Annotated in this window: 16 protein-coding genes; 6 read left to right on the plus strand and 10 right to left on the minus strand. The window is 73.3% G+C overall.

Features of this window, described 5'->3' with window-relative positions:
* The first annotated feature begins 25 nt into the window (after positions 1–25).
* On the plus strand, positions 26–910 hold the full coding sequence (gene gcvA, locus Q8W71_RS16930) for a transcriptional regulator GcvA (protein WP_305526563.1): 885 nt from the start codon (positions 26–28) through the stop codon (positions 908–910).
* 13 nt (positions 911–923) lie between these two features.
* On the opposite strand, the gene Q8W71_RS16935 is transcribed toward gcvA, so the two are convergent.
* Together Q8W71_RS16935 and Q8W71_RS16940 are read right to left on the minus strand one after the other, a co-directional pair.
* A complete protein-coding gene (locus tag Q8W71_RS16935; protein WP_305526564.1) occupies positions 924–1,211 on the minus strand; it encodes a type II toxin-antitoxin system RelE family toxin in 288 nt (95 codons plus the stop codon).
* Positions 1,201–1,446 carry a type II toxin-antitoxin system Phd/YefM family antitoxin gene (locus Q8W71_RS16940; RefSeq protein WP_305526565.1) on the minus strand — a complete coding sequence of 82 codons (246 nt, stop codon included), beginning with the start codon at positions 1,444–1,446 and terminating at the stop codon, positions 1,201–1,203. Before Q8W71_RS16940 ends, Q8W71_RS16935 begins: the two co-directional genes overlap by 11 nt.
* A 282-nt stretch (positions 1,447–1,728) precedes the next feature.
* On the opposite strand from Q8W71_RS16940, the gene Q8W71_RS16945 reads away from it, so the two are divergent.
* Positions 1,729–1,980, plus strand: coding sequence for a hypothetical protein (locus tag Q8W71_RS16945; RefSeq protein ID WP_305526566.1), 252 nt, complete (start codon positions 1,729–1,731; stop codon positions 1,978–1,980).
* Positions 1,981–2,332: 352 nt separating this feature from the next.
* On the opposite strand, the gene cysG is transcribed toward Q8W71_RS16945, so the two are convergent.
* The 8 genes from cysG to Q8W71_RS16985 all read right to left on the minus strand — a co-directional run bounded on the left by cysG (position 2,333) and on the right by Q8W71_RS16985 (position 14,018).
* Positions 2,333–3,805 (minus strand): siroheme synthase CysG, encoded by a 1,473-nt coding sequence (gene cysG, locus Q8W71_RS16950; protein ID WP_305526567.1) that lies wholly within the window; start codon positions 3,803–3,805, stop codon positions 2,333–2,335.
* An 87-nt stretch (positions 3,806–3,892) separates the two neighbouring features.
* Positions 3,893–6,589 (minus strand): nitrate reductase, encoded by a 2,697-nt coding sequence (locus Q8W71_RS16955; RefSeq protein ID WP_305526568.1) that lies wholly within the window; start codon positions 6,587–6,589, stop codon positions 3,893–3,895.
* Between the two features lie 293 nt (positions 6,590–6,882).
* Positions 6,883–8,481, minus strand: a complete 1,599-nt coding sequence (locus tag Q8W71_RS16960; protein ID WP_305526569.1) for a sulfite reductase subunit alpha — start codon at positions 8,479–8,481, stop codon at positions 6,883–6,885.
* A gap of 8 nt (positions 8,482–8,489) precedes the next feature.
* Entirely contained in the window at positions 8,490–10,280 is a 1,791-nt protein-coding gene (locus tag Q8W71_RS16965) for a NirA family protein (RefSeq protein ID WP_305526628.1), read from the minus strand.
* A gap of 119 nt (positions 10,281–10,399) precedes the next feature.
* Positions 10,400–11,683, minus strand: a complete 1,284-nt coding sequence (locus Q8W71_RS16970) for an NAD(P)/FAD-dependent oxidoreductase (RefSeq protein WP_305526570.1) — start codon at positions 11,681–11,683, stop codon at positions 10,400–10,402.
* 368 nt (positions 11,684–12,051) lie between these two features.
* A complete protein-coding gene (locus Q8W71_RS16975) occupies positions 12,052–12,189 on the minus strand; it encodes a hypothetical protein (RefSeq protein ID WP_305526571.1) in 138 nt (45 codons plus the stop codon).
* A gap of 172 nt (positions 12,190–12,361) precedes the next feature.
* Positions 12,362–13,387: a CmpA/NrtA family ABC transporter substrate-binding protein gene (locus Q8W71_RS16980; protein ID WP_305526572.1), complete on the minus strand. Its 1,026-nt coding sequence runs from the start codon at positions 13,385–13,387 to the stop codon at positions 12,362–12,364.
* 43 nt (positions 13,388–13,430) lie between these two features.
* Positions 13,431–14,018: an ANTAR domain-containing response regulator gene (locus Q8W71_RS16985; RefSeq protein ID WP_305526573.1), complete on the minus strand. Its 588-nt coding sequence runs from the start codon at positions 14,016–14,018 to the stop codon at positions 13,431–13,433.
* A gap of 195 nt (positions 14,019–14,213) precedes the next feature.
* On the opposite strand from Q8W71_RS16985, the gene Q8W71_RS16990 reads away from it, so the two are divergent.
* The 4 genes from Q8W71_RS16990 to Q8W71_RS17005 all read left to right on the plus strand — a co-directional run bounded on the left by Q8W71_RS16990 (position 14,214) and on the right by Q8W71_RS17005 (position 22,089).
* A complete protein-coding gene (locus Q8W71_RS16990; protein ID WP_305526574.1) occupies positions 14,214–14,921 on the plus strand; it encodes a hypothetical protein in 708 nt (235 codons plus the stop codon).
* A gap of 187 nt (positions 14,922–15,108) precedes the next feature.
* The gene (locus tag Q8W71_RS16995; RefSeq protein WP_305526575.1) at positions 15,109–17,001 is read left to right on the plus strand and encodes a glycoside hydrolase family 15 protein; all 1,893 of its coding nucleotides are present in this window, start codon (positions 15,109–15,111) and stop codon (positions 16,999–17,001) included.
* Positions 16,998–19,073 carry a transketolase gene (gene tkt / locus Q8W71_RS17000; protein WP_305526576.1) on the plus strand — a complete coding sequence of 692 codons (2,076 nt, stop codon included), beginning with the start codon at positions 16,998–17,000 and terminating at the stop codon, positions 19,071–19,073. The genes Q8W71_RS16995 and tkt overlap by 4 nt, the downstream gene beginning before the upstream one ends.
* A gap of 166 nt (positions 19,074–19,239) precedes the next feature.
* The gene (locus tag Q8W71_RS17005) at positions 19,240–22,089 is read left to right on the plus strand and encodes a bifunctional transaldolase/phosoglucose isomerase (protein ID WP_305526577.1); all 2,850 of its coding nucleotides are present in this window, start codon (positions 19,240–19,242) and stop codon (positions 22,087–22,089) included.

Below are 22,089 nucleotides of genomic sequence, written 5' to 3' on the forward strand. Positions count from 1 at the left end.
ACGCTCGCGTGAGGAAAGCTGACCCGTGCACCGCCGCCTGCCGCCGCTCAACGCGCTGCGCGCCTTCGAGGCGGCGGGCCGCCACGCGAGCTTCACCCGGGCCGCGGACGAGCTTCGCGTGACCCACGGCGCGGTGAGCCGGCACGTGCAGGCGCTCGAAGCGTGGCTCGGGCTGACCCTGTTCGAGCGGCACAACCGCCGCGTCGTCCTCACCGAGGCCGGGAGCGCCTACCTCGCCGAGATCGGCGCCGCCCTCGACCGGATCGCGCTGGCGACCGCGCGGCAGGTCGAGCGCGGCCGGCCCCGCCTGCTCCAGGTGAACGCGCTCGCCACCTTCACCCTGCGCTGGCTGATCCCGCGCCTGTCCGCCTTCCAGGTGGCGCACCCCGCGGTCGAGGTCCGGCTGACCACCTCGAACACCCCGCTGGCGGCCCTCGCGGAGCCGTTCGACGTCGCGATCCGCGGCGGGCCGGACGTGCGGCCGGGCCATCTCGGGCGGCCGTTCCTGTCCGAGCGGCGGATCCCGGTGTGCGGCCCGGCGCTGCTGCGACGGATGCCGCTGGAGGCGCCCGCCGACCTGCGGCACCACACCCTGCTCCACGCGGCGACCCTGCCGGGGGTGTGGCCGCAATGGCTGCACGCGGCCGGCGTACCGGACCTGGAGCCGCAGGCTTCGGTCACGCTGGAGCACTTCTACCTGACGCTCCAGGCGGCCCTCGACGGCCTGGGCGTGGCGATGGGCCCGGAGCGCCTGATCGCCGACGACGTGGCGGCCGGCCGTCTCACCCTGCCGTTCGCCGGCCCCGCCCTGCCGGCCCGGGCCTACTACACCTACGTCCCCGAGGGCCGCGCCGACGACCCGGCCGTGCGCGCCTTCTGCGCGTGGCTGGCGGAGGTCGCGGAGCGGTGAGGCCCGGCCGGCATCAGCGCCTTCGCGCCGCTTCGTAGATCCGGCTGCCCTCGCGCTTGCCGACCGCGACCACCGTGACGGTCACCGTCGTGTCACTCACGCGGTAGACCAAGCGGTAACCCGCATTGCGCAGCTTGATCTTGTAGCAATCCTTCAGTTCCGAGCCGCGCAGGCGATCGGCCTCGACGCGGGGGTGTTCCAGCCGCTCCGCGAGCTTCGCCTTCAACTGCTGTCGCACCGGATCGCCGAGCTTGCGCCATTCCTTCAGCGCGGAGGGCAGGAACAGCAGCTCATAGGTCATCCAGGGCGACCTTCACCGGGACCTCGCCGGCGCGATCCCGGATGAGCGCCGCCAGTTCGGCGTCGTCGATCAGCTCCAGCATCGCCTCGTAGGCGGCGGGCGGGACCATGTAGGCCAGGATCCGATCGTCCTTGAGGATCGCGACCGGCTCGCCGTGCGCATTGTCCAGTATGGCGGCCGGGCTCTTCTCGAGATCGGTCACGCTCACAGCGAGGTTCGCCAGCACATTCTGCATCGGAGGTCTCCCGCCTGGGCGTGATTCGAGCGGATGGGTGTCTGGACTTCAAATCCCGATACGGATCGCGGGCAAACCGATCCTGCCGAGTCGTCGATCTGGATGCCCGGTACACGACACGGCAGACCGGGATCGGGCCTTCCCAGCCTGTGCCTCAGGATCAGCGGGCTGGTGGGATTCGCGGCACCGGACGCCGAATTGTCTTGTACCGTGGATCGCCTGCCAGCGTTGAGGCCAGCCCAATCGCTTTGCATAGGCCGCAACGCGGCGTACCATCAAGACATGACAGCCGACGCGCTCTTCTACGTCCGCACGGCCGATGCGAAGGCCGCGATCTCGGAACTCAGCACCGTCGCGTTGCGCGACGAGATGGTCCTGGAGGACGCGCGCGTCCTCCCGGTGGATGCCGAGGGCACGGTCGTCGGGCTCTGGGGCGACGGGCGGGGGTGCGTCGTCGAATTCGATGCGCCTTTCCACGTCGTCGCGTCCGTCGAGGCGGAGAATCTGCGCGAGATCGTGCGGTTCGAGATGTGAGGCGACCGCCGGTCGATCCATTGCGACGCCGTGCGATCGCCCGACTGAAGATCACGCATTATACGGCTTCCGGCTGAAGGGTTCGGGATCGACGCTCTCCGTCTTTGCGAGCGGAGCGAAGCAATCTAGGGGCGCCACCGTCTCAAAGCGCGCGCTGCCCTGGGTCGCTTCGCCTACGGCTCGCGATGACGGCGCGGGACCGGATCACCGAACGATTCACCCGGAAACGGTATGACAGGCCCGCTCCTCACGCCGGACGGGCGCGATCCCGACGTCGTCACCATCTGGATCGTGCGCCACATCGGGGCTGCGGAATTCGTGACCGCCTACCCCGCCTGAGGCAGACGGGACCTCAGATCGCGACCCGCGCCGGCGCCTCCCGCGCCACCTCGGCCGCCTCCGCGAACACCGTGCCCACCATCAGCAGCGCCGGCCCGTCGAGGCCTGCCGCCTCCACCCGGTCGGCGAGGTTCGCGGCGGTGCCGCGCACGGCCTGCTGGCTCGGCCGCGTGGCGTTGAACACGAGGAGCGCCGGGGTCGACGGGGCCAGCCCCTCCGCCACCGCGCGGGCGAGCAGCGCGCGCAGCGTGCGCTTGGGCATGTAGACCACGGTGGTGACCGACGGGTCGGCCAGCGCCCCCCAGTTCAGGTCGTCGGGCAGCGCGCCGCGGCGGTCGTGGCCGGTGACGTATTGCAGGCGGCGCGCCGCGTCGCGGTGGGTGAGCGACAGCCCGAGGCTCGCCGCCGCCCCCTGCGCCGCCGAGACGCCGGGCACCACCGTCACCGGGACGCCGGCGACCCGGCAGGCCTCGATCTCCTCGCCGGCGCGGCCGAACACCAGGGGGTCCCCGGATTTCAGCCGCACCACCTGCTTGCCGGAGCGGGCGAGCTGCACCATCAGCGCGTTGATGTCGTCCTGGCGGCAGGACGGGCCGTGGCCGGTCTTGCCGACCAGCATGGTGCGGGCCTCGCGCCGGGCGTAGTCCAGGATCTCGGGCGCGACGAGGTCGTCGTAGAGGATCACGTCGGCGTTGCGTAAGCTTCGCAGCGCTTTCAGCGTCAGCAGCTCCGCGTCGCCCGGCCCGGCGCCGACCAGGGTCACGGCGCCGCCCTTCGGGGCCGCCTCGGTCTCGCCGAGGAGTTCCGCGAGGTCGGCTTCCCCCGGCGCCCGGTCGGGCTCGGCGAAGGCGCGGTCGGTGAAGCGTTCCCAGAAGACGCGGCGCTCGGCGAATCCGTGGAAGCGCCCGGTGACGCGCCCGCGCCAGTCGCGCGCGGCGGCGACCCAGCGCGCGAAGCCGCGCGGCAGCATCGCCTCGATCCGGGCGCGCACCGTCTGGCCGAAGACCGGGGCGGCGCCCTCGGTGGAGATGCCGACCACCAGCGGCGAGCGGTTGACGATGGCGCCGAACTTCACGTCGCAGAGATGCGGCCGGTCCACCGCGTTGACGATGGCGCCCGCCCCCCGGGCGGCGGCGACGAACGCCACCGCGTCGGTCTCGTCCTCCATCGCCCCGACGCAGAAGGCCGCGCCCCACAGGTCGTCCGGGGTCCAGGCCCGCTCGTGGAGGGTGACGTGCCCGTCCACCACCTCGGCGGGCACAGCGCGCAGCTCCTCGCCGGGCTCGGGGGCGTAGACGTCGACCCGGGCGCCGGCCGCGGCCAGCACCTTCACCTTCCACGGCGCGCCGCCCGAGGAGCCGGCCAGCACGACGCGCTTGCCGCGCAGGGGCACGAACACCGGCAGCACCGCCAGCGGTTCGAGTCCGGCGGCGTTGGTGTCGCGGGGCGCGCGGGCGGCGCGGAGGGGGATCGGCGTATCGGTCACGGGTCCTGCGTCCTGGGCCTTCGGGTCCGGCCACCGCGGGAGAGGTGGCTGGGCCTGCCCGCCTGTCAGAGGGGCATCATACCAGAATCACGCCGCTTTTGCGGTCTCCGAGACCAGCATCCTGCGGATCTCGGGGATGCACGAGCCGCAATTCGTGCCGGCTTTGCAGGCGGCGCCCACCGCCTCCACCGTGCCGGCGCCGTCGCGGATCGAAGCGGTGATCGCGTCGAGGCCGACGCCGTGGCAGGCGCAGACGGTCGGGCCCGCCGCGGCGGTCGCCGCCCGGCCCGAGAGCAGGGCCCGGCGCTCGGCCGCCTCGGGCTCGGGCGCGGCGAACAGCGCCTTGGCAGCCTCCCAGTCGGGCCGGGCGTCGCAGGGCGCGCAGGCCAAGTAGGCGACGAGCGTCTGGCCGTCGTAGACCGCGCAGCGGTAGCGGTCGCGGGCGTGGTCGGCGTACTCGGCGAGTTCGAGGCCGCGCAGGGCGTCGGTCCGCATCAGGCCGCGCACGGTCAGGGCGACCTCCCGGGACCCTTCCTGCGTGGCGAACTGCACCCCCCAGCCGCCGGCGATCGCCGCCCGCGCCCACCACCAGCCCTCGGGCAGCGCCACCTGACCGCGCGACAGCAGGAGGCCGCGGGTCCGGTAGGCGACCGGCGCGGCGGCGGCCGGGGTCGCCTTCAGCTCGGGCTGGCCCGAGACCGGATCGGGCATGCCGCGCACCAGCGCGCCGACCCGGGCCCGCGAGGCGTAGGCGCCGCCCCAGTGCATCGGCATGAACAGGGTGCCGGGGGGCACCGCGTCGGTGACGGTCACCTCCAGCTCGGCCGCCCCGTGCGGGGTCGAAACCCGGGCGATGCCGCCCTCGGTCAGGCCGTGGGTCGCCGCATCGTCCGGGTGGACCTCCACGAACGGCACGGCGCGGTGGGCGGAGAGGCGCTGGCTCTTCCCGGTGCGCGTCATCGTGTGCCAGTGGTCGCGCACCCGGCCGGTGTTGAGCACGAACGGGTGCTCGTCCGAGACGCCCTGCGCGAGTGCGGGTGGCTGCACCGCCACGAAGCGGGCGCGCCGGTCGAAGGTGTAGAACCGCCCGTCGGCGAACAGCCGCGCCCGGCCCTGCCGCCGGCCGGGCGGGCCGGACTTCTTCGGCAGCGGCCACTGCACCGGCAGGCTCACCGCGTAGGCCGCGTCCGGGATGTCCATCAGCCCGCCGATGTCGAAGTCGCGGGTGCCCCCGTTCTCGAAGGCCGAGAGCCCGGCATGCTCGCGGAACACCGCCGCGGCCGATGGGAAGGCGAACGCCTTGGCGTGGCCGAGCCGGCGCCCGACCTCGGCGAGCGCCTGCCAGTCCGGCCTCGCCTCGCCGGGGCTCGCCAGGAACCGGCGCTGGCGCGAGATGCGCCGCTCGGAATTGGTGACCGTGCCGTCCTTCTCGCCCCAGGCCTGGGCCGGCAGCAGCACCGTCTTGCGGCCGAGGCCCCGGGCGGTGTCGGAATCGGCGACCGCCTCCGAGACCACGTAGAGGTCGAGGCCCGTGAGCGCCTCGCGGATCGCGTCGGCGCGGGGCATCGAGACCAGCGGGTTGGTGCCCATCACCCAGAGCGCCTTGATCCTGCCGCGCTGGATCGCCTCGAACAGGGCGACCGCCTTCATCCCCTCGCCGGTGATGATCCGCGGCGCCCCCCAGAAGCGGCGCACCCGGTCCACCTCCTCGGGGGTGAAGTGCATGTGGGCGGCGAGCATGTTGGCCAGGCCCCCGACCTCGCGCCCGCCCATGGCGTTCGGCTGGCCGGTGAGCGAGAACGGCCCGGTCCCGACGGCGCCGATCCGGCCGGTGACGAGGTGGCAGTTGATGATGCTGTTGCCCTTGTCGGTGCCCTGCGCCGACTGGTTCACCCCCTGCGAGAAGGCGGTGACGACCCGGCGGGTGCCCGCGAACAGGTCGTAGAAGGCGCCGATCTCGGCGGGCGCCAGTCCCGTGGCGGCGGCGACCGCCGCGATGTCCGGCGCGATCCGGCGCGCGCGCTCCAGCGCCCCGTCGAGGCCGGCGGTGTGCTCCGCCACGAACCGCGCGTCCGCGAAGCCGCCGTCGGCGAGGTGCACGAGCAGGCCGGAGAACAGCGCCACGTCGCTGCCGGGCCTCAGCCCCAGGAACAGGTCGGATTCCTCCGCGGTCTGGGTGCGGCGGGGGTCGATCGTCACGATCTTGGTGCCGCGCCGGGCCCTGGCGTCGGCCATGCGCCGGAACAGGATCGGGTGGCACCACGCGGCGTTCGAGCCGACGAGCACGATCAGGTCGGCCTCGTCGAGATCCTCGTAGCAGCCGGGCACCGTGTCCGAGCCGAAGGCGCGGCGGTGGGCGGCGACCGCGCTCGACATGCACAGGCGCGAGTTGGTGTCGACGTGCGGCGTGCCGATGAAGCCCTTCGCGAGCTTGTTGGCGACGTAGTAATCCTCGGTGAGGAGCTGTCCCGACAGGTAGAAGGCGATCGATTCCGGGCCGTGCGCCTCGGCCACCGCGTGCAGGCCGTCCGCGACCTCCGTCAGCGCGGTCTCCCACGGCACCCGCACCCCGTCGACCTGCGGGTGCAGCAGGCGGTTCTCCAGCGACAGGGTCTCGCCGAGCGCCGAGCCCTTGGAGCAGAGGCGGCCGAAATTGGCCGGGTGCTCGCTGTCGCCCGCGATCGCCGCGCCCCCCTGCCCGTCCGGCGTGGCCAGGACCCCGCAGCCGACGCCGCAATAGGGGCAGGTGGTCCGCACCGTCGGCTCCGGTCCGTGCACAATCATGGCTCGCGTCCCAGGTGTCGTGGTTGGCCGGAGGTCAGCAAGAGTCGGGCCGGGTACCGCATCCGCGCGGAGGGGCCGGCGGAGGCGCGCGGCCCATGCCGGTTCATCCCTCTCCCCTCTGCGGGAGAGGGTGGCGCCCGAAGGGCGTCGGGTGAGGGGAGCAACGGCGCCGAGAGTGGCACCCTGCATCCATCGCACCGACATGTCCTGAAGCCGGGCTCCCCTCTCCCGACCCGGCCTGACGGCCGGGCCACCCTCCCCCGCAGAGGGGGGAGGGACGTGGCGGACCGCCGTTAGTACACGTCGGCCTGATACCGCCCGGCCTTCTTCAGCGCCCCGAGATAGGCCACCGCCTCGTCCGGGCTCTTCTTGCCGTGGGTGGCGGCCACGTCGATGATCGCCCGCTCCACGTCCTTGGCCATGCGCTTGGCGTCGCCGCAGACGTAGAAGTGGGCGCCGCCCTCCAGCCACTTCCACAGCTCGGCGCCGGTCTCGCGCATGCGGTCCTGGACGTAGGTCTTCTCGCTGCCGTCGCGCGACCACGCCAGCGACAGGCGGGTGAGCACCTTGTCGTCCTTCAGGGCGTTCAGCTCGTCGCGGTAGAAGAAGTCGGATGCCTGCCGCTGGTGGCCGTAGAACAGCCAGTTGCGGCCGGGCGCCCCGGTCGCGGCGCGCTCCCGCAGGAAGGCCCGGAACGGCGCGACGCCGGTGCCGGGGCCGCACATGATCACGTCCTTGCCCGGGTCCGCGGGCAGGCCGAAGCCGTGCGCCTTCTGGAGGTAGATCTTGGCGGTGGTGCGCTCGGGCAGGCGCTCGCCGAGATGGGTCGAGGCGACCCCGAGCCGCAGCCGCGAGCGGTGGTTGTAGCGCACGGCATCGACCGTCAGCGACACCTTGCCGACGTCCATCTTCGGCGAGGACGAGATCGAGTAGAGCCGCGGCTGCAGCTCGTCGAGGGCCTCCAGGAAGACCTCGGCGTCGGGGCGCGCGCCCGGGAACTTGTGCAGCGCGCCGAGCACGTCGAGGTACTGGGCGTCGCCGTCCGGGTCCTCGCCGGCGGCCAGTGCCTGGGCCTTGCGCCGCGCCTCGCCCGAGGTGAGTAGCGACAGGAGCTGGTACAGGCCGTCCGGCGCCGCGCCGAGCGCGTAGTCGGCGAGCAGCCGCTCGCGCAGGCTCTTGCCGCCGATCGCCCGCTCCGGCCGGGCACCGAGTTCGGCGATCACCGCGTCGACCAGCGCCGGGGCGTTGGCCGGGAACAGCCCGAGGGAGTCCCCCGCCTCGTAGGCGATCGGCGTGCCGGTCAGGTCGAACTCGACGTGCCACGTCTCCTTCTCGCCGCCCGGATCGTTGAGGCGGCGGCGGCCGAGGAACACGGCCTCGACCGGGTTCTCGCGGCAGTAGCCGAGGGGCCCGAGCGCGACATCCTTCTTCGGCGCCTCGCCCTCCGCCTTCGGGGCCGCGGGCGCGCCGGCCCCGAACTCCTCCTCCAGCTTCTTCAGCATCCGGAGGGTCTCCTTGCCCCCCGGCTGGCAGAGGTTCAGGCGCTCCTCGTTCTTCAGGAAGATCGCGTTGGCGTAGTCGGCGCAGTTGTAGCCGCACTGGCCGCAATCCTGCTGGGCCATGGCGGCCATCAGCTTCTGCGGCTCGGTGCGATCACGCGCCATATCCATCCGGTCGCCGATGGCGATCGACGGGTCGTGCCAGGGCGCGTCGTCGTTGTCGGCGAGCCGCGGGCCGACGCTCGGCGCCTCGCCCGGCGCCAGCGCCGTGGCGCCCTCGACCGCGGGGCCGAGCAGCGCGGCGAAGTAGCCCGACAGCCACGCGCGCTGGTCCTCGTTGAAGGGCGCGGTCTCGGGGATCAGGATGAGCGGAGGGGAGACGTGCTGGGTCATCGCGACTCTCAGGCGGCGGCCTTCAGGGCGGGCTGCGCTTCGGCGGCGTCGCGCAGGGCCTCGGCCCCGGCGCGGGCGGTGAAGTGCTGGAAGCTCTCGGCGGGGCTCTCCCGGCGGGCGAGGTAGGCGCGCAGCAGCGCCTCGACCCGGCCGGGGCAGTCCTCGGCCTTGACCGCCTTCCAGATCTCGGTGCCGATCTTCGGGTTCTCGGCGAAGCCGCCGCCGACCACGATGTCGTAGCCCTCGACGGTGTCGCCCTCCTCCGAGACGACGACCTTGGCGCCGATCAGCCCGATATCGCCGATGTAGTGCTGGGCACAGGAATGGTGGCAGCCGGTGAGGTGGACGTTCACCGGCACGTCGAGGTCGCGGACGGTGCGCTCGACGTGCTCGGCGATGACCAGCGCGTGACCCTTGGTGTCGGCGGCGGCGAACTTGCAGCCGCGGCTGCCGGTGCAGGCCACGAGGCCGGAGCGGATGCCCGCGGCCTTCGTGGTGAGGCCGAGCGCCTCGACGCGGCTCTCCACCTCCGCGACCCGCGCGTCGGGCACGCCGGACATGATGAAGTTCTGCCAGACGGTGAGGCGGATCTGGCCGTCGCCGCACTCCCGGGCGATGGCGGCGAGCGCGCGGACCTGATCGCTCGTCATCTTGCCGACGGGGAGGACGACGCCGACCCAGTTGAGGCCGGGCTGAGCCTGGGCGTGCACGCCGACATGGGCGAAGCGGTCGGTCGCCCTGCGCGGCGCCACGTGCTCGGGGGCCACGCGGTCGAGCCTGCGCCCAAGCTTGTCCTCGACGGCGGCGAGGTACTTGTCGAAGCCCCAGGCGTCGAGGACGTACTTCATCCGCGCCTTGTTGCGGTTGGTCCGGTCGCCGTTCTCGATGAACACGCGGATGATCGCGTCGGCCACGGCGTTGCAGTCCCCGGGCCGGACGACGATGCCGGTGTCGCGGGCGAGGTCGCGGTGGCCGGAGATGCCGCCGAGCACGAGGCGCATCCACACCCCCGGCGCGACGGCGGCGCCGTCGAGCACCTCCACCGCCTGGAAGCCGATGTCGTTGGTCTCCTCCAGGGTCGGCATCACGCCGCCGCCGTCGAAGGCGACGTTGAACTTGCGCGGCAGGCCGTAGAGCGTGCGGTCGTTGAGGATCCACGTGTGCCAGGACTTGGCCAGCGGCCGCGTGTCGAGCAGCTCCTGCGCGTCGATGCCGGCGGTCGACGAGCCGGTGACGTTGCGGATGTTGTCGGCCCCGGCGCCCCGGGCGGTCAGGCCGATGTCGGTGAGCCCGTCGAGGAAGGGCTGGGCGTGCTCGGGGGCGATCTCGCGCACCTGGAGGTTGGCGCGGGTGGTGACGTGGACGTAGCCGCCGCCGTGGGCGTCGGCGAGGTCGGCGACGCCCGCGAACTGCCAGTGGTGCAGGATGCCGTTGGGGATGCGCAGGCGGCACATGTACGACACCTGGTTCGGGGCGACCCAGAACATGCCGTGGTAGCGCCAGCGGAAATTGTCCTCGGGCTTCGGCGCCTTTCCGGTCGCGGCCTCGGCGATCAGCCGGTTGTGGCCCTCGAACGGGCTCTCGGCCCGCTTCCACTTCTCCTGCTCGCAGAGCTTGCCGCCGGCCTTCACCGTGGCGTCCTGCGCCTTGATGTGGGGGGCGTCCGGCCCGGTGGGCTCGGCCGGGGCCGCCGGGGCGCCCGGCCCGAGCGCGAGGCCGCCGGTCATCCGGGCCGCGCCGATGCCGGCGGCGAAGCCTTCGAGGTAGCGCCGCTGCTCGGCGTTGAAGTCGTCCGCCATGCTGGCCTCCATGCTGGCCTCCATGCTGGTCTCCTGGGAGCGTTCCGCACCGGCGGCTCTCGGCGCCGGGGAGCGTGGAAGGGTGGGTCTCGGGGTGCCGGCCCGATCGGGCGCGGGGCTCAGGCCGCGAGGGGTTGGGGGGCGGGGGTCTGCGCCGGGCGCCCGAACATCAGGTCGTCCACGTCCGCCACCGGCTCGCCGGAGCGGATCAGCGCCTTGCAGGCCGCCTGCTCGCCGATGTCGCCGACGAACACCGCGCCGACGAGCCGCCCGTCGCGCACCAGCAGCTTGCGGTAGAGGCCGGCGCCGGGATCGGACAGCACCACCGCCTCGGCATCCTCCGGGGTGTCGACGAGCCCGGCGGAGAAGACCGGCAGACCCGAGACCTTGAGGCTCGTGGCGAGGCTGGTGCCCTGGTAGGCGGCGGGCTGCCCGGCGAGGTGGCGGGCGAGGGTGTCGGCGTGCTCGTAGGCCGGCTCGACGAGGCCGTAGACCTGGCCGCGGTGCTCGGCGCACTCGCCGAGCGCGAAGATATCCGGGTCGGAGGTGGTCATCCGGTCGTCGACCCGGATGCCGCGGCCGACATCGAGCCCCGCCGCCGCGGCCAGCGCGGTGGCGGGGCGCACGCCCACCGACATCACCACGAGGTCGGCGGGCAGCACGGTGCCGTCGGTCAGGCGCAGGCGCTCGGCCCGGCCCGCGCCCTCCACTGCCGCGGTGTCGGCGCTGAGGATCACCCGGACGCCCCGGCCCTCCAGGGCCCGCTTCACCATCGCGGCGGCGGCGTGGTCGAGCTGGCGCTCCATCAGCCGGTCCATGACGTGCAGGAGCGTCGTGTCGACCCCAAGGCGCGCGAGCCCGACCGCGGCCTCCAGGCCCAGCAGGCCGCCGCCGATGACCACGGCCCGCGCGTGCGCCACCGCCGCCCGCCGGATCGCGGCGACGTCGGCCAGATCGCGGAAGGTGATGACGCCGGGCAGGTCCATGCCGGGCTTCGGCAGGCGGATCGGCTGCGAGCCCACCGCCAGCACCAGCCGGTCGTAGGGCAGGACGTGGGTCTCGCCGACGACGGCGAGGCGGTCGGCGCGGTCGATCCCGGTGACCGGGGCACCGGTGATCAGGCGGATGCCGTGGTCGGCGTACCAGTCGAGGCCGCGGAAGGCGCAGGCCGCCTCGTCGACCTCGCCGCCGAGCAGGGAGGAGAGCAGCACGCGGTTGTAGGCCGCCTTCGGCTCGGCGCCGACGCAGGTCACGTCGTAGAGGCCGGGGGCACCCTCGGTCAGCCGCTCCAGGAAGCGGAGCGAGGCCATGCCGTTGCCGACGACCACGAGCCGCTCGCGCGGCCGGCCGTCACGGGGGCGTGGGGCGGTGCCCAGGGCGGGATCCGGAAGGGGTGTCGCCATCGCTCGATCGCGTCTTGTGAAACCTCGGAGTGGGTTCGTCGGCGGACCGCCCACGAAAAAGCCGCTGCCGGTGCCACGCCCGGGGCAGGCGGGTGCCCCAGGAGGACCGGATCAGCGGCCTCGCTGACGGCGCTGCCCGTCGCCGTTGACGGACGCGGGTCTCCAAGCAGGTTGCGTGCCAATCGGCTGAGGGTGCGGGTCGCCGAGGGGTCCCCCGGGCGCTCGAACGGCGCGCGAACGCCGGCTCTTATCGCACTGCACAAAGATTGAGCGGATGAGCGCGAAGCGAACAGCGCGCGAGCGCTACCGATCCCGGTCGGACGGGCGGCCGCCCGCGGGACGCGCGTCCGCGGCCGGCCGGCGAGCCGTCAGAGCAGGGCGGAGAGGGCGGCGAGCAGGCCGATCGTCGGCATCGCCCCGACGACGAGGGCCCAGTGCCAGATGCGCGGGCCGCCGATCCGGCGGTTGTCGTTGGCGGGGCGCGGCGTCCGCAGATTGTGCCGCACGTAGCGTCGAAGCTCGACCCGGCGGGGCGGGGTCGGCGGGAGCGACGCGGCGTCGAATTTGCGGCATCCGGGCATGGCGAGACGATAACGGCGAAGGTCGCTCCGCGTTCCCGCCGCTCTCGCCGTCCGAGGAAACCCGCGATGACGAACCGCGGGGTTTGTCGCCGGCCCCTCAGCCCGCCGCCCGGAACAGGTCGGGCCGGTAGACCGCGGCGGCCGCCGCGTCGGTCCCTATCGCGTCCGCGGGAAGCTGGCCGGAGGCGCGCATCTGCGCCGCCAGCCAGCGGGCGTGGGCGGGCTCGGGCGCCTGGGCCGCCGCGCCGAGGCGCAGGTGCCCCGGGGCCAGCCGCCGGGTGCCCGCCGCGTCGAGGATCACGTCGCCGCCGAAGGCGCGGGCGATCAGGGCGGCGTCGAGAGCGAGGTAGGCCGGGCGCGCGAGGCAACGGGCCAGCTCCTCCCGGTTGTCGGGGTCGGCGCACCAGCGCCCGGCCCGGGCCACCGCCCGGACGAGCGGCAGCGTCGCGTCGCCGAGGCGGCCGGAGACCGCGAGCACCTTCTCCGGCGCGTCGGGGGCGAGTTCGCAGCCGAGCGCGGCGATGCGGCCGAGGCCCGCGGCCACCGCCACGTCGTTCCAGGGCGCGCCGGCGCAGTAGCCGTCGACGAGGCCGCGGGCCAGCGCCTCGACGCTGTGCTGGGGCGGCACCACGACGGTGCGGAAGGCCGCCGGGTCGAGGTCCCCGGCCTCGGCGAACAGGCGCACCTGGTAGGCGTGGCAGGAGAACGGGTGGACGATCCCGAGGGTCAGCGGCCGCCCCTCGGCGCGGCGCGCCCGCGCGACCCGGGCGAAGGCGGCGGCCACCGCCGCCAGCCCCTCGTCCGCCGGCCCCTCGTCCGCGGGCGCCATCTCCGCCCACAGGCCGCGCGACAGCGTGAGCGCGTTGCCGTTGAGGCTGAGCGCCAGCGGCACGACGAGGTCCGAGGGCGGCCCCGACAGGCCGAGCCGGCTCGCCAGCGCCAGCGGTGCCAGCATGTGCGCGGCGTCGAGGTGGCCGAGCGCGAGGCGGTCGCGCAGGGTCGCCCAGGAGGGCTCGGCCGTGAGGTCGAGGGCGAGCCCCTCGCCGCGCGCGAAGCCGAGCTCGTGCGCGACGATCACCGGCGCCGCGTCGCAGAGGGGAACGTAGCCGAGATGGAGCCTCATGCCGGGAGGGCCGCCGGCCGGAGAGAGGGGTGGGCGGCCGCGCTCATCCGAGCAGGTCCGCGGTGGTGACGATCGCCCGGGCGATGTCGGCGATCTTGCGCTTCTCGTTCATCGCCTTGCGCCGCAACTGCTTGTAGGCCTCGTCCTCGGTCAGTCCCTTCACGCTCATCAGGATGCCCTTGGCGCGCTCGATCAGCTTGCGGTCGGCCAGTTCCCCGCGCGCCTCCGACAGCTCGCGCTGAAGCCGGGCGAAGGCGTTGTGGCGCAGGATCGCCACGTCGAGGATCGAGCGGATCCGCTCCGGGCGCAGGCCGTCCACCACGTAGGCCGAGATGCCCGCGTCGACCGCCGCCTGCATCATCGTCGTGTCCGAGCGGTCGACGAACATCGCCACCGGCCGCTCGGCCTGCCGCGACACCCCCGACATCTGCTCCAGAATGTCCCGGCTCGGGCTCTCCAGGTGGATCACCACCACGTCGGGCCGCAGCGCGCTCACCCGCTCCAGGAGGTCGGCCCCGTCGGGCACCAGCACGACCCGGCCGATGCCGGCGGCGCGCAGGCCTTCCTCCAGGACCGCCGCGCGGGCGCGGCTCGGGTCGATCACGGCGACGGTGAGGCTGGTGTCAGTCATCGGGGCCCGGGCGGGCGTTGGCGGCGGATTCGCAGAGGCAAGGCGCGTGCCCCGGGCTGCGGCCGGGCGGCCACAGGGCGAGGGGCTCGGGTTGGTCCCCTCCGGTTACCGGCGCGAGATGAAACGGTCCAGCTTCCGCCGCAATGCCCGCGCCATCCTGTCCGGATCGGGGCCGGTGCGGGGGCTGAGGATCGGATGCGCGGAACGAGCCGGATCCCGGGGCCGACCGCCCTCGCCGACGCCGCCACCGGCCGGATGTCGATGCCGTTCCTGCCGACGCTGGCGACGGTGATCGTCCTGGCGGCGGCCTCGGCCTTCTGCCCGAGCCCGGAGCCGGCCGGCGCCGCCAAGCCTGCCTCCAAGCCTGTCGTCGAGTCGGTCGCCGCGGCGCCGGCCGCGATCCTGGCGCCGACGGCTCCGGGTTTCGCCGCCCCGGCGCACGCGGCCGCGGCGCAGGCGGGCCCGCGCCTGCCGGTGCCAAGTTTGCCGGCACCCCTGGCCTTCGCGGCCCTCTACCCCGTCGAGCCCGCGCCCGAGCCCGCCCTCGTGGCCTCCGCCGCCGCGCGGGCACCCGTCTCGGCGCCCGGCCACCGGCCCACCCCCCGCCTCGCCGCCGCCCGCCGCCCCTGCCCCGGCCGGCGCTGCCCGGAGACGCCGTTGGTCCCCGGATCGCGCGCCGAGCCGCCGGCCCGGGCCGGGACCGAGGAGGACAACGGGCTGCCGCCGCTCGCCCTGCCCTTCGCGGGATCGGTGGCCGAGGCCGTCGCGCCGGCCGTGCGCGCGGTCGGCCGGGCCGCGGACGCGATGACCGGACGGGCCGTCGGGGGGGCGGCGGACTTCCTGCGGGGCGGGGCCGCCTCCGTGAAGGGGTCGGTGACGCTGCTCGCCGAGTGCCTGCCCTGAGCCGCAGGTCCACGCCCGCGGGTCCATCAACACGGGTCCGCCGCCGCGGATGTCCCGACGTGCGCGCCGAGGTGCGATCGGCTTGGCCGGAACTGCGCCGCGCCCCTGGACCCGCCCGGATCGCATCCTAGATCCCGGCCCATCGGACGGTGAGGGCGCCCGGCCGATCAGCGGGAGTCGAGGCCGGATGGCCGAACGCATCGAGGATTATGCCCTCATCGGCGATGGCCGCACCGCGGCGCTGATCAGCCGCGCGGGCAGCGTCGACTGGCTGTGCTGGCCGCGCTTCGACGCCGCCGCCCTGTTCACGGGCCTGCTCGGCACCGACGCGCACGGCTTCTGGAAGATCTATCCGGAGGCGGAGCAGGTCGAGACGACCTGGGCCTACCGCCCCGGCAGCCTCGTGCTGGAGACCCGCCACAAGACCCGCCAGGGCGAGGTGCGCGTCACCGACTTCATGCCCAAGGGCGACGGCTCGCACCTCGTGCGCCTCGTCGAGGGGGTGCACGGGCGGGTGGCGATGCGCGCGGAGATGGCCGTGCGCTTCGATTACGGCTCGGCGGTGCCCTGGGTGTCGCGCTCGGAACTCGGCGACCTGCGGGCGGTCTCGGGCCCGCACAAGGTGGTGCTGCGCACCGACGCGCACCTGCGCGGCTCCGACGACCAGACCACGGTGGCCGAGTTCACCCTCCACGCGGGCGAGAGCCGGCGCTTCGTGCTGAGCTACGGCGCCTCGCACGAGCCGGACCCGCCGCCGATCGAGCCCCGGGCGGTGCTGGAGGCCACCGATCAGGCGTGGCGCGACTGGTCGAGCCGCTGCTCCGGCGGCACGGCCTGGGACCGGATGCTGCAGCGCTCGCTGCTGACGCTCAAGGCACTGATCTACGAGCCCACCGGCGGCATCGTCGCCGCCCCCACCGCCTCCCTGCCCGAGGGGCTGGGGGGCGAGCGCAACTGGGATTACCGGTTCTGCTGGCTGCGCGACTCGACGCTCACCCTCATCGCCCTGATGGACGGCGGCTACATCGAGGAGGCGCGCAACTGGCTGGCCTGGCTGCTGCGGGCAGTGGCCGGCAACCCGGAGCAGGCGCACATCCTCTACGGCATCGGCGGCGAGCGGCTGCTGCCGGAGATCGAGCTGGACTGGCTGCCGGGCTACGAGGGCTCGAAGCCGGTCCGGATCGGCAACGCCGCCGCCTCGCAGTTCCAGCTCGACGTCTACGGCGAGCTGTTCGACGCGCTCTATCAGGCCCACGCCCGCGGCCTGCCGGTGAGCGAGGATGGCCTGCGCGTCGGCCTAGCCATCCTCGACCACCTGGAGCAGGCGTGGCAGGAGCCCGACCAGGGCGTCTGGGAGATGCGGGGCGGTCCCAGGCACTTCGTGCACTCGAAGGTGATGGCCTGGGTCGCCTTCGACCGGGCGCTGCGCATGCACGCGATGAACAAGGGCCGCGGCACCGCCGAGCAGGCCGCGCGCTGGCAGGAGACGCGCGACCGGATCCACGCCGAGGTCTGCGAGAAGGGGTTCGATAAGGATCTCAACAGTTTCGTGCAGTCCTACGGCGCGAAGGCGCTGGACGCGAGCCTGCTGCTCATGGCCCATACCGGCTTCCTGCCGCAGCACGACCCGCGGGTGGTCGGCACGGTGGAGGCGATCGGCAAGGGCCTGATGCGCGACGGCTTCATCCTGCGCTACGAGACCGAGGGGCAGACCACCGACGGCCTGTCGGGGAACGAGGGCACGTTCCTGCCCTGCACGTTCTGGTTCGCAGACAACCTGATCGGCCTCGGGCGCCGCGACGAGGCCCGGGCCATGATCGAGCGCCTGATCGGGATCTGCAACGATCTCGGGCTCGCCAGCGAGGAGTACGACGTGCGCGCCAAGCGCCTCGTCGGCAATTTTCCGCAAGCCTGGACCCACGTCGCGCTGGTCAACACGCTCCTCAGCTATGCCCGCGACGAGGGGCCGGCGGACAAGCAGGGGGCTAAGGCGGACGGTGTGCCCCCCGCGGTGCAGCGCGCGGCCGAACGGCGAGACGCCGGGCGGCCCAGGACCGAACAGGAAGACGCGAGACGATGAGCGGAGCCGACACTCCCGCCAAGGCGGAGCTGGCTGAGATCGACAAGCTCAGCATCGACACCATCCGGACGCTCGCGATCGACGCGGTGCAGAAGGCCAATTCCGGCCATGCCGGCGCGCCGATGGGGCTGGCGCCGGTGGCCTACACCCTGTGGAACCGCTACCTGCGCTACGACCCGGCGCACCCGCACTGGCCGAACCGCGACCGCTTCGTGCTGTCCTGCGGCCACGCCTCGATGCTGCTCTACGCGCTGCTCCACCTCGCCAACGTGGCCGAGACGGACGGCGGCAACGCCCCCGCGGTGACGCTGGACGACATCAAGTCGTTCCGGCAGCTCGACAGCCGCACCCCGGGCCACCCCGAGCACGGCTTCACCACCGGCGTCGAGACCACGACCGGGCCCCTCGGCCAGGGCGTGGCGAACTCGGTCGGCATGGCGCTGGGCGGCCGCTTCCTCGGCCGGCACCTCAACCGGCCCGGGCTGCCGCTGTTCGACTACGACGTCTACGCGATCTGCTCGGACGGCGACCTGATGGAGGGCGTCGCCTCCGAGGCGGCCTCGATCGCCGGCCACCTGCGGCTGGCCAACCTCTGCTGGATCTACGACGACAACACCGTCACCATCGAGGGCCACACCGAGCTGGCCTTCGGCGAGGAGGTCGCCACCCGCTTCCTGGCCTACGGCTGGCAGGTTCTGCGGGTCGCCGACGCCAACGACGTGCACGCGATCTCGGCGGCGCTCGACACCTTCAAGGCCACCGGCGACCGGCCGACCCTGATCGTGGTCAAGTCGGTGATCGGCTACGGCGCCCCGAAGAAGCAGGGCACCTCCAAGGCCCATTCCGACGCGCTCGGCGAGGACGAGGTGAAGGGCGCCAAGCGCGCCTACGGCTGGCCGGAGGACGCGCAGTTCCTCGTCCCCGACGGCGTCCACGAGAATTTTCGCGACGGGATCGGCAAGCGCGGCGCCGCGCTCTACGACGCGTGGCAGGGGCTGTTCGCCAAGGCCAAGGACTCGGACGCCGCCCACGCCGAGCATCTCGACGCCTACCTGGAGGGCCGCCTGCCGGACGGCTGGGACCGGGACATCCCGGTCTTCGAAACCGACGCGAAGGGGCTCGCGACCCGCGAATCCTCGGGCAAGGTGCTGAACGCCATCGCGCAGCACGTGCCGTTCCTGCTCGGCGGCTCCGCCGACCTCTCTCCCTCCAACAAGTCGAACCTGACCTTCGAGGGCGCGGGCTCGCTCACCCCCCTGAACCCGGGCGGGCGCAACGTCCATTTCGGCGTGCGCGAGCACGCGATGGGCTCGATCGTCAACGGGCTGGGGCTCGTCGGACTCAGGGCCTACGGCGCGACCTTCCTCGTCTTCGCCGACTACATGCGCCCGCCGATCCGCCTCGCGGCGCTGATGGAGCTGCCGATCTTCCACATCTTCACCCACGACTCGATCGGGGTGGGCGAGGACGGGCCGACCCACCAGCCGGTGGAGCAGTTGCTGTCGCTGCGCTGCATCCCCGGCCTCGTGACCCTGCGCCCGGCCGACGCCAACGAGGTGGCCGAGGCCTACCGGGTGATCTTCTCCCTGCGGAACCAGCCGGCCGTGCTGGCCCTGTCGCGCCAGCCGCTGCCGACCGTGGACCGGTCGAAGTACGGCGCCGCCTCGGGCACGGCCAAGGGCGCCTACGTGCTCGCCGATTGCGAGGGCACGCCCGACGTGATCCTGATGGCGTCGGGCTCGGAGGTGCAGCTCTGCCTCGGCGCCCACGAGACGCTGACCGGCGAGGGCGTGAAGGCCCGCGTCGTCTCGATGCCGTCCTGGGACCTGTTCGAGCGCCAGGACGAGGCCTACCGCCACGGCGTGCTGCCTCCCGCGGTCAAGGCGCGCGTCGCCGTGGAGCAGGGCTCGGTGATCGGCTGGGACCGCTACGCCGGCTCCGAGGGCGCGATCATCGGCATGCACACCTTCGGCTCTTCGGCGCCGCTCAAGGATCTCCTGAAGAAGTTCGGGTTTACCCCTGAGACGGTGCTCGAAGCGGCGCGGGCGCAGGCCGCCCGGCACAAGGGCTGACGCCGGCATTCCCCTCCCCCTTGCGGGGAGGGGTCAGGGGTGGGGGTGGTTCAGACGGGACCGCCGCGCCTCATCCGGCACCACCCCCACCTCCGGCTCCTCCCCGCAAGGGGGAGGAGAGACAGGCACGGGTGCGGGACATGCACATCGCTGGCGAGGAACGGACATGAACGCGCTCAAGGCCCTGCACGCGGAACAGGATCAAGCGGTCTGGCTCGACTTCGTGGCCCGCGGCTTCATCCAGAAGGGCGAGCTGAAGACGCTCGTCGAGCGGGACGGCCTGCGCGGCGTCACCTCGAACCCGTCGATCTTCGAGAAGGCGATCGGCCACTCGGACGAGTACGACGCCAGCCTCAAGAGCGCGCAGGAGGCCGGCGACAGCCGCGTCATCGACCTCTACGAGGGGATGGCCATCGCCGACATCCAGGCGGCCGCCGACGTGCTGCGGCCGGTCTACGAGGCCAGCGACGGGGCGGACGGCTACGTCAGCCTGGAGGTCTCCCCCTACCTCGCCCTCGACACCGAGGCGACGCTCGCCGAGGCGCGGCGCCTGCACCGGGCCGTCTCGCGCGACAACCTGATGGTCAAGGTGCCCGCGACCCCGGAGGGCATCCCGGCGATCCGCCAGCTCATCGGCGAGGGCATCTCGATCAACGTCACCCTGCTGTTCTCGCAGGAGGCCTACGAGGCGGTGGCCCGCGCCTTCATCGACGGGCTCGACGCCCGGGCGAAGGCCGGCCACGACGTGTCGCGGATCGCCAGCGTGGCGAGCTTCTTCATCAGCCGCATCGACTCGCTCGTCGACAAGCTGATCGACGAGAAGATTGCGCAGGCCAACGACCCCGACGAGAAGCTCGCGCTCGGCAGCCTCAAAGGCAAGGTGGCGATCGCCAACGCCAAGCTCGCCTACCAGCGCTACAAGCGGATCTTCGCCGAGGCCAAGTGGCAGGCGCTGGCGGAGAAGGGGGCCAAGGCGCAGCGCCTGCTCTGGGCCTCCACGGGCACCAAGAACAAGGCCTACTCGGACGTGCTCTACGTCGAGGAGCTGATCGGCCCGAACACCGTCAACACCATGCCGCCGGCGACCATGGACGCCTTCCGCGACCACGGCCAGGTGCGCCCGACCATCGAGGAGGACGTCGCCGGCGCGGAGGCGGTGATGGCCAAGCTCGCCCGGTCCGGCATCGACATCGAGGCGGTCGCCCGGCAGCTCGTCCAGGAGGGCGTGCAACTGTTCATCGACGCCGCCGACGCCCTGCTCGGGGCGGTGGCGGGCAAGCGCGCGGCGCTGCTGGGGCACCGCCTCGACGGCCAGAGCCTCGCGCTCGACGAGACGCTCGCCGCCGAGGCGAAGAAGGCGGTCGAGTCCTGGCGCGCGAGCGGCGCGATCCGCCGGGTCTGGGCCGGCGACGCGAGCGTCTGGACCGGGGGCGACGAGGGCAACTGGCTCGGCTGGCTGCACATCGTCGAGGCGGAGCTGGAGAAGGCCGCCGACTACGCCGCCTTCTCCGAATGGGTGCAGGGCCAGGGCTTCACCCACGCGGTGGTGCTCGGCATGGGCGGCTCCAGCCTGGGACCGGAGGTGCTGAGCCTGACCTACGGGCAGCGCGCGGGCTTCCCCGCCCTGCGGATCCTCGACTCGACTCACCCCGACGAGGTGCGCGCCGTCGAGGCGGAGATCGACCTGGCCAAGACGCTGTTCATCGTCTCGTCGAAGTCCGGCTCGACTCTGGAGCCCAACGTCTTCCGCGACTATTTTTATGACCGTGCGAAGGGCGTGCTCGGGGACCGGGTCGGCGATTACTTCGTGGCGGTCACCGATCCCGGCTCCGACATGGAGCGGGCCGCCCAGTCCCAGAACTTCAAGAAAATCTTCTACGGGGTGAAGCAGATCGGCGGGCGCTACTCGGTGCTCTCGGCCTTCGGGCTCGTGCCCGCGGCGGCGATGGGGCTCGACGTGCGCGAGCTGCTTGAGACCGCCCGGGTCATGGTCCGCTCCTGCGGCCCGGCCGTGCCGCCCGCGCAGAATCCCGGCGTGCTGCTCGGCACGGCGATCGGCGCGGCGGCGCTGAAGGGTCGGGACAAGGTGACCCTCGTCGCCTCCCCCGGCATCGCGAGCTTCGGCGCCTGGGCCGAGCAGCTCATCGCCGAATCCACCGGCAAGCGGGGCAAGGGCCTGATCCCGATCGAGGGCGAGCCGGCCGGCGTGCCGGCGGTCTACGGGTCGGACCGGTTCTTCGTCTACCTGCGCCTCGACGCCGGGGCCGACGCGGCGCAGGACGCCGCCCTCTCGGCGCTGGAGAAGGACGGCCACCCGATCGCCCGCATCGGCGTCGACAAGGCCGAGCAGCTCCCGCAGGAATTCTACCGCCTGGAGATGGCCACCGCGGTGGCCGGCGCGGTGATCGGCATCGACCCGTTCGACCAGCCCGACGTCGAGGCCAGCAAGGTCGAGACCAAGAAGCTGTTCGCGCAGGCCGAGACGAGCGGCGCGCTGCCGCCCGAGACGCCGCTCTACGAGGACGACGGCATCGCCCTCTACGCCGACGCGCGCAACGCGGAGGGCCTGCCGCAGGCGGCCGAGGGGCTGGAGGCGGCCCTGAGGGCGCACCTCGCGCGGATCAAGCCCGGCGACTACCTCGCGCTGCTGGCCTACGTGCCGCGCAACGCCGGCCACCGCGCGGTGCTGCAAGAGGCGCGGCTCGCCGTACGCGATGCCCGCAAGGTCGCCACCTGCCTGGAATTCGGGCCGCGGTTCCTGCACTCGACGGGGCAGGCCTACAAGGGCGGCCCGGACAGCGGCGTGTTCGTGCAGATCACCGCCGACGCCGCGCAGGACCTGCCGATCCCCGGCCGGACGCTGGGTTTCGGCACGGTGGTCGCCGCCCAGGCCCGGGGCGACTTCTCGGTGCTCGCCGAGCGCGGGCGGCGGGCGCTGCGGGTCCACCTCAAGGCCGGCGACATGGAAGCCGGCCTGAAGCGGATCGCGGCGGCGCTCAAGGCGGCGGTGGCGTAG

Source organism: Methylobacterium amylolyticum (genome assembly GCF_030700245.1).
In the GTDB taxonomy this organism is placed as follows: domain Bacteria; phylum Pseudomonadota; class Alphaproteobacteria; order Rhizobiales; family Beijerinckiaceae; genus Methylobacterium.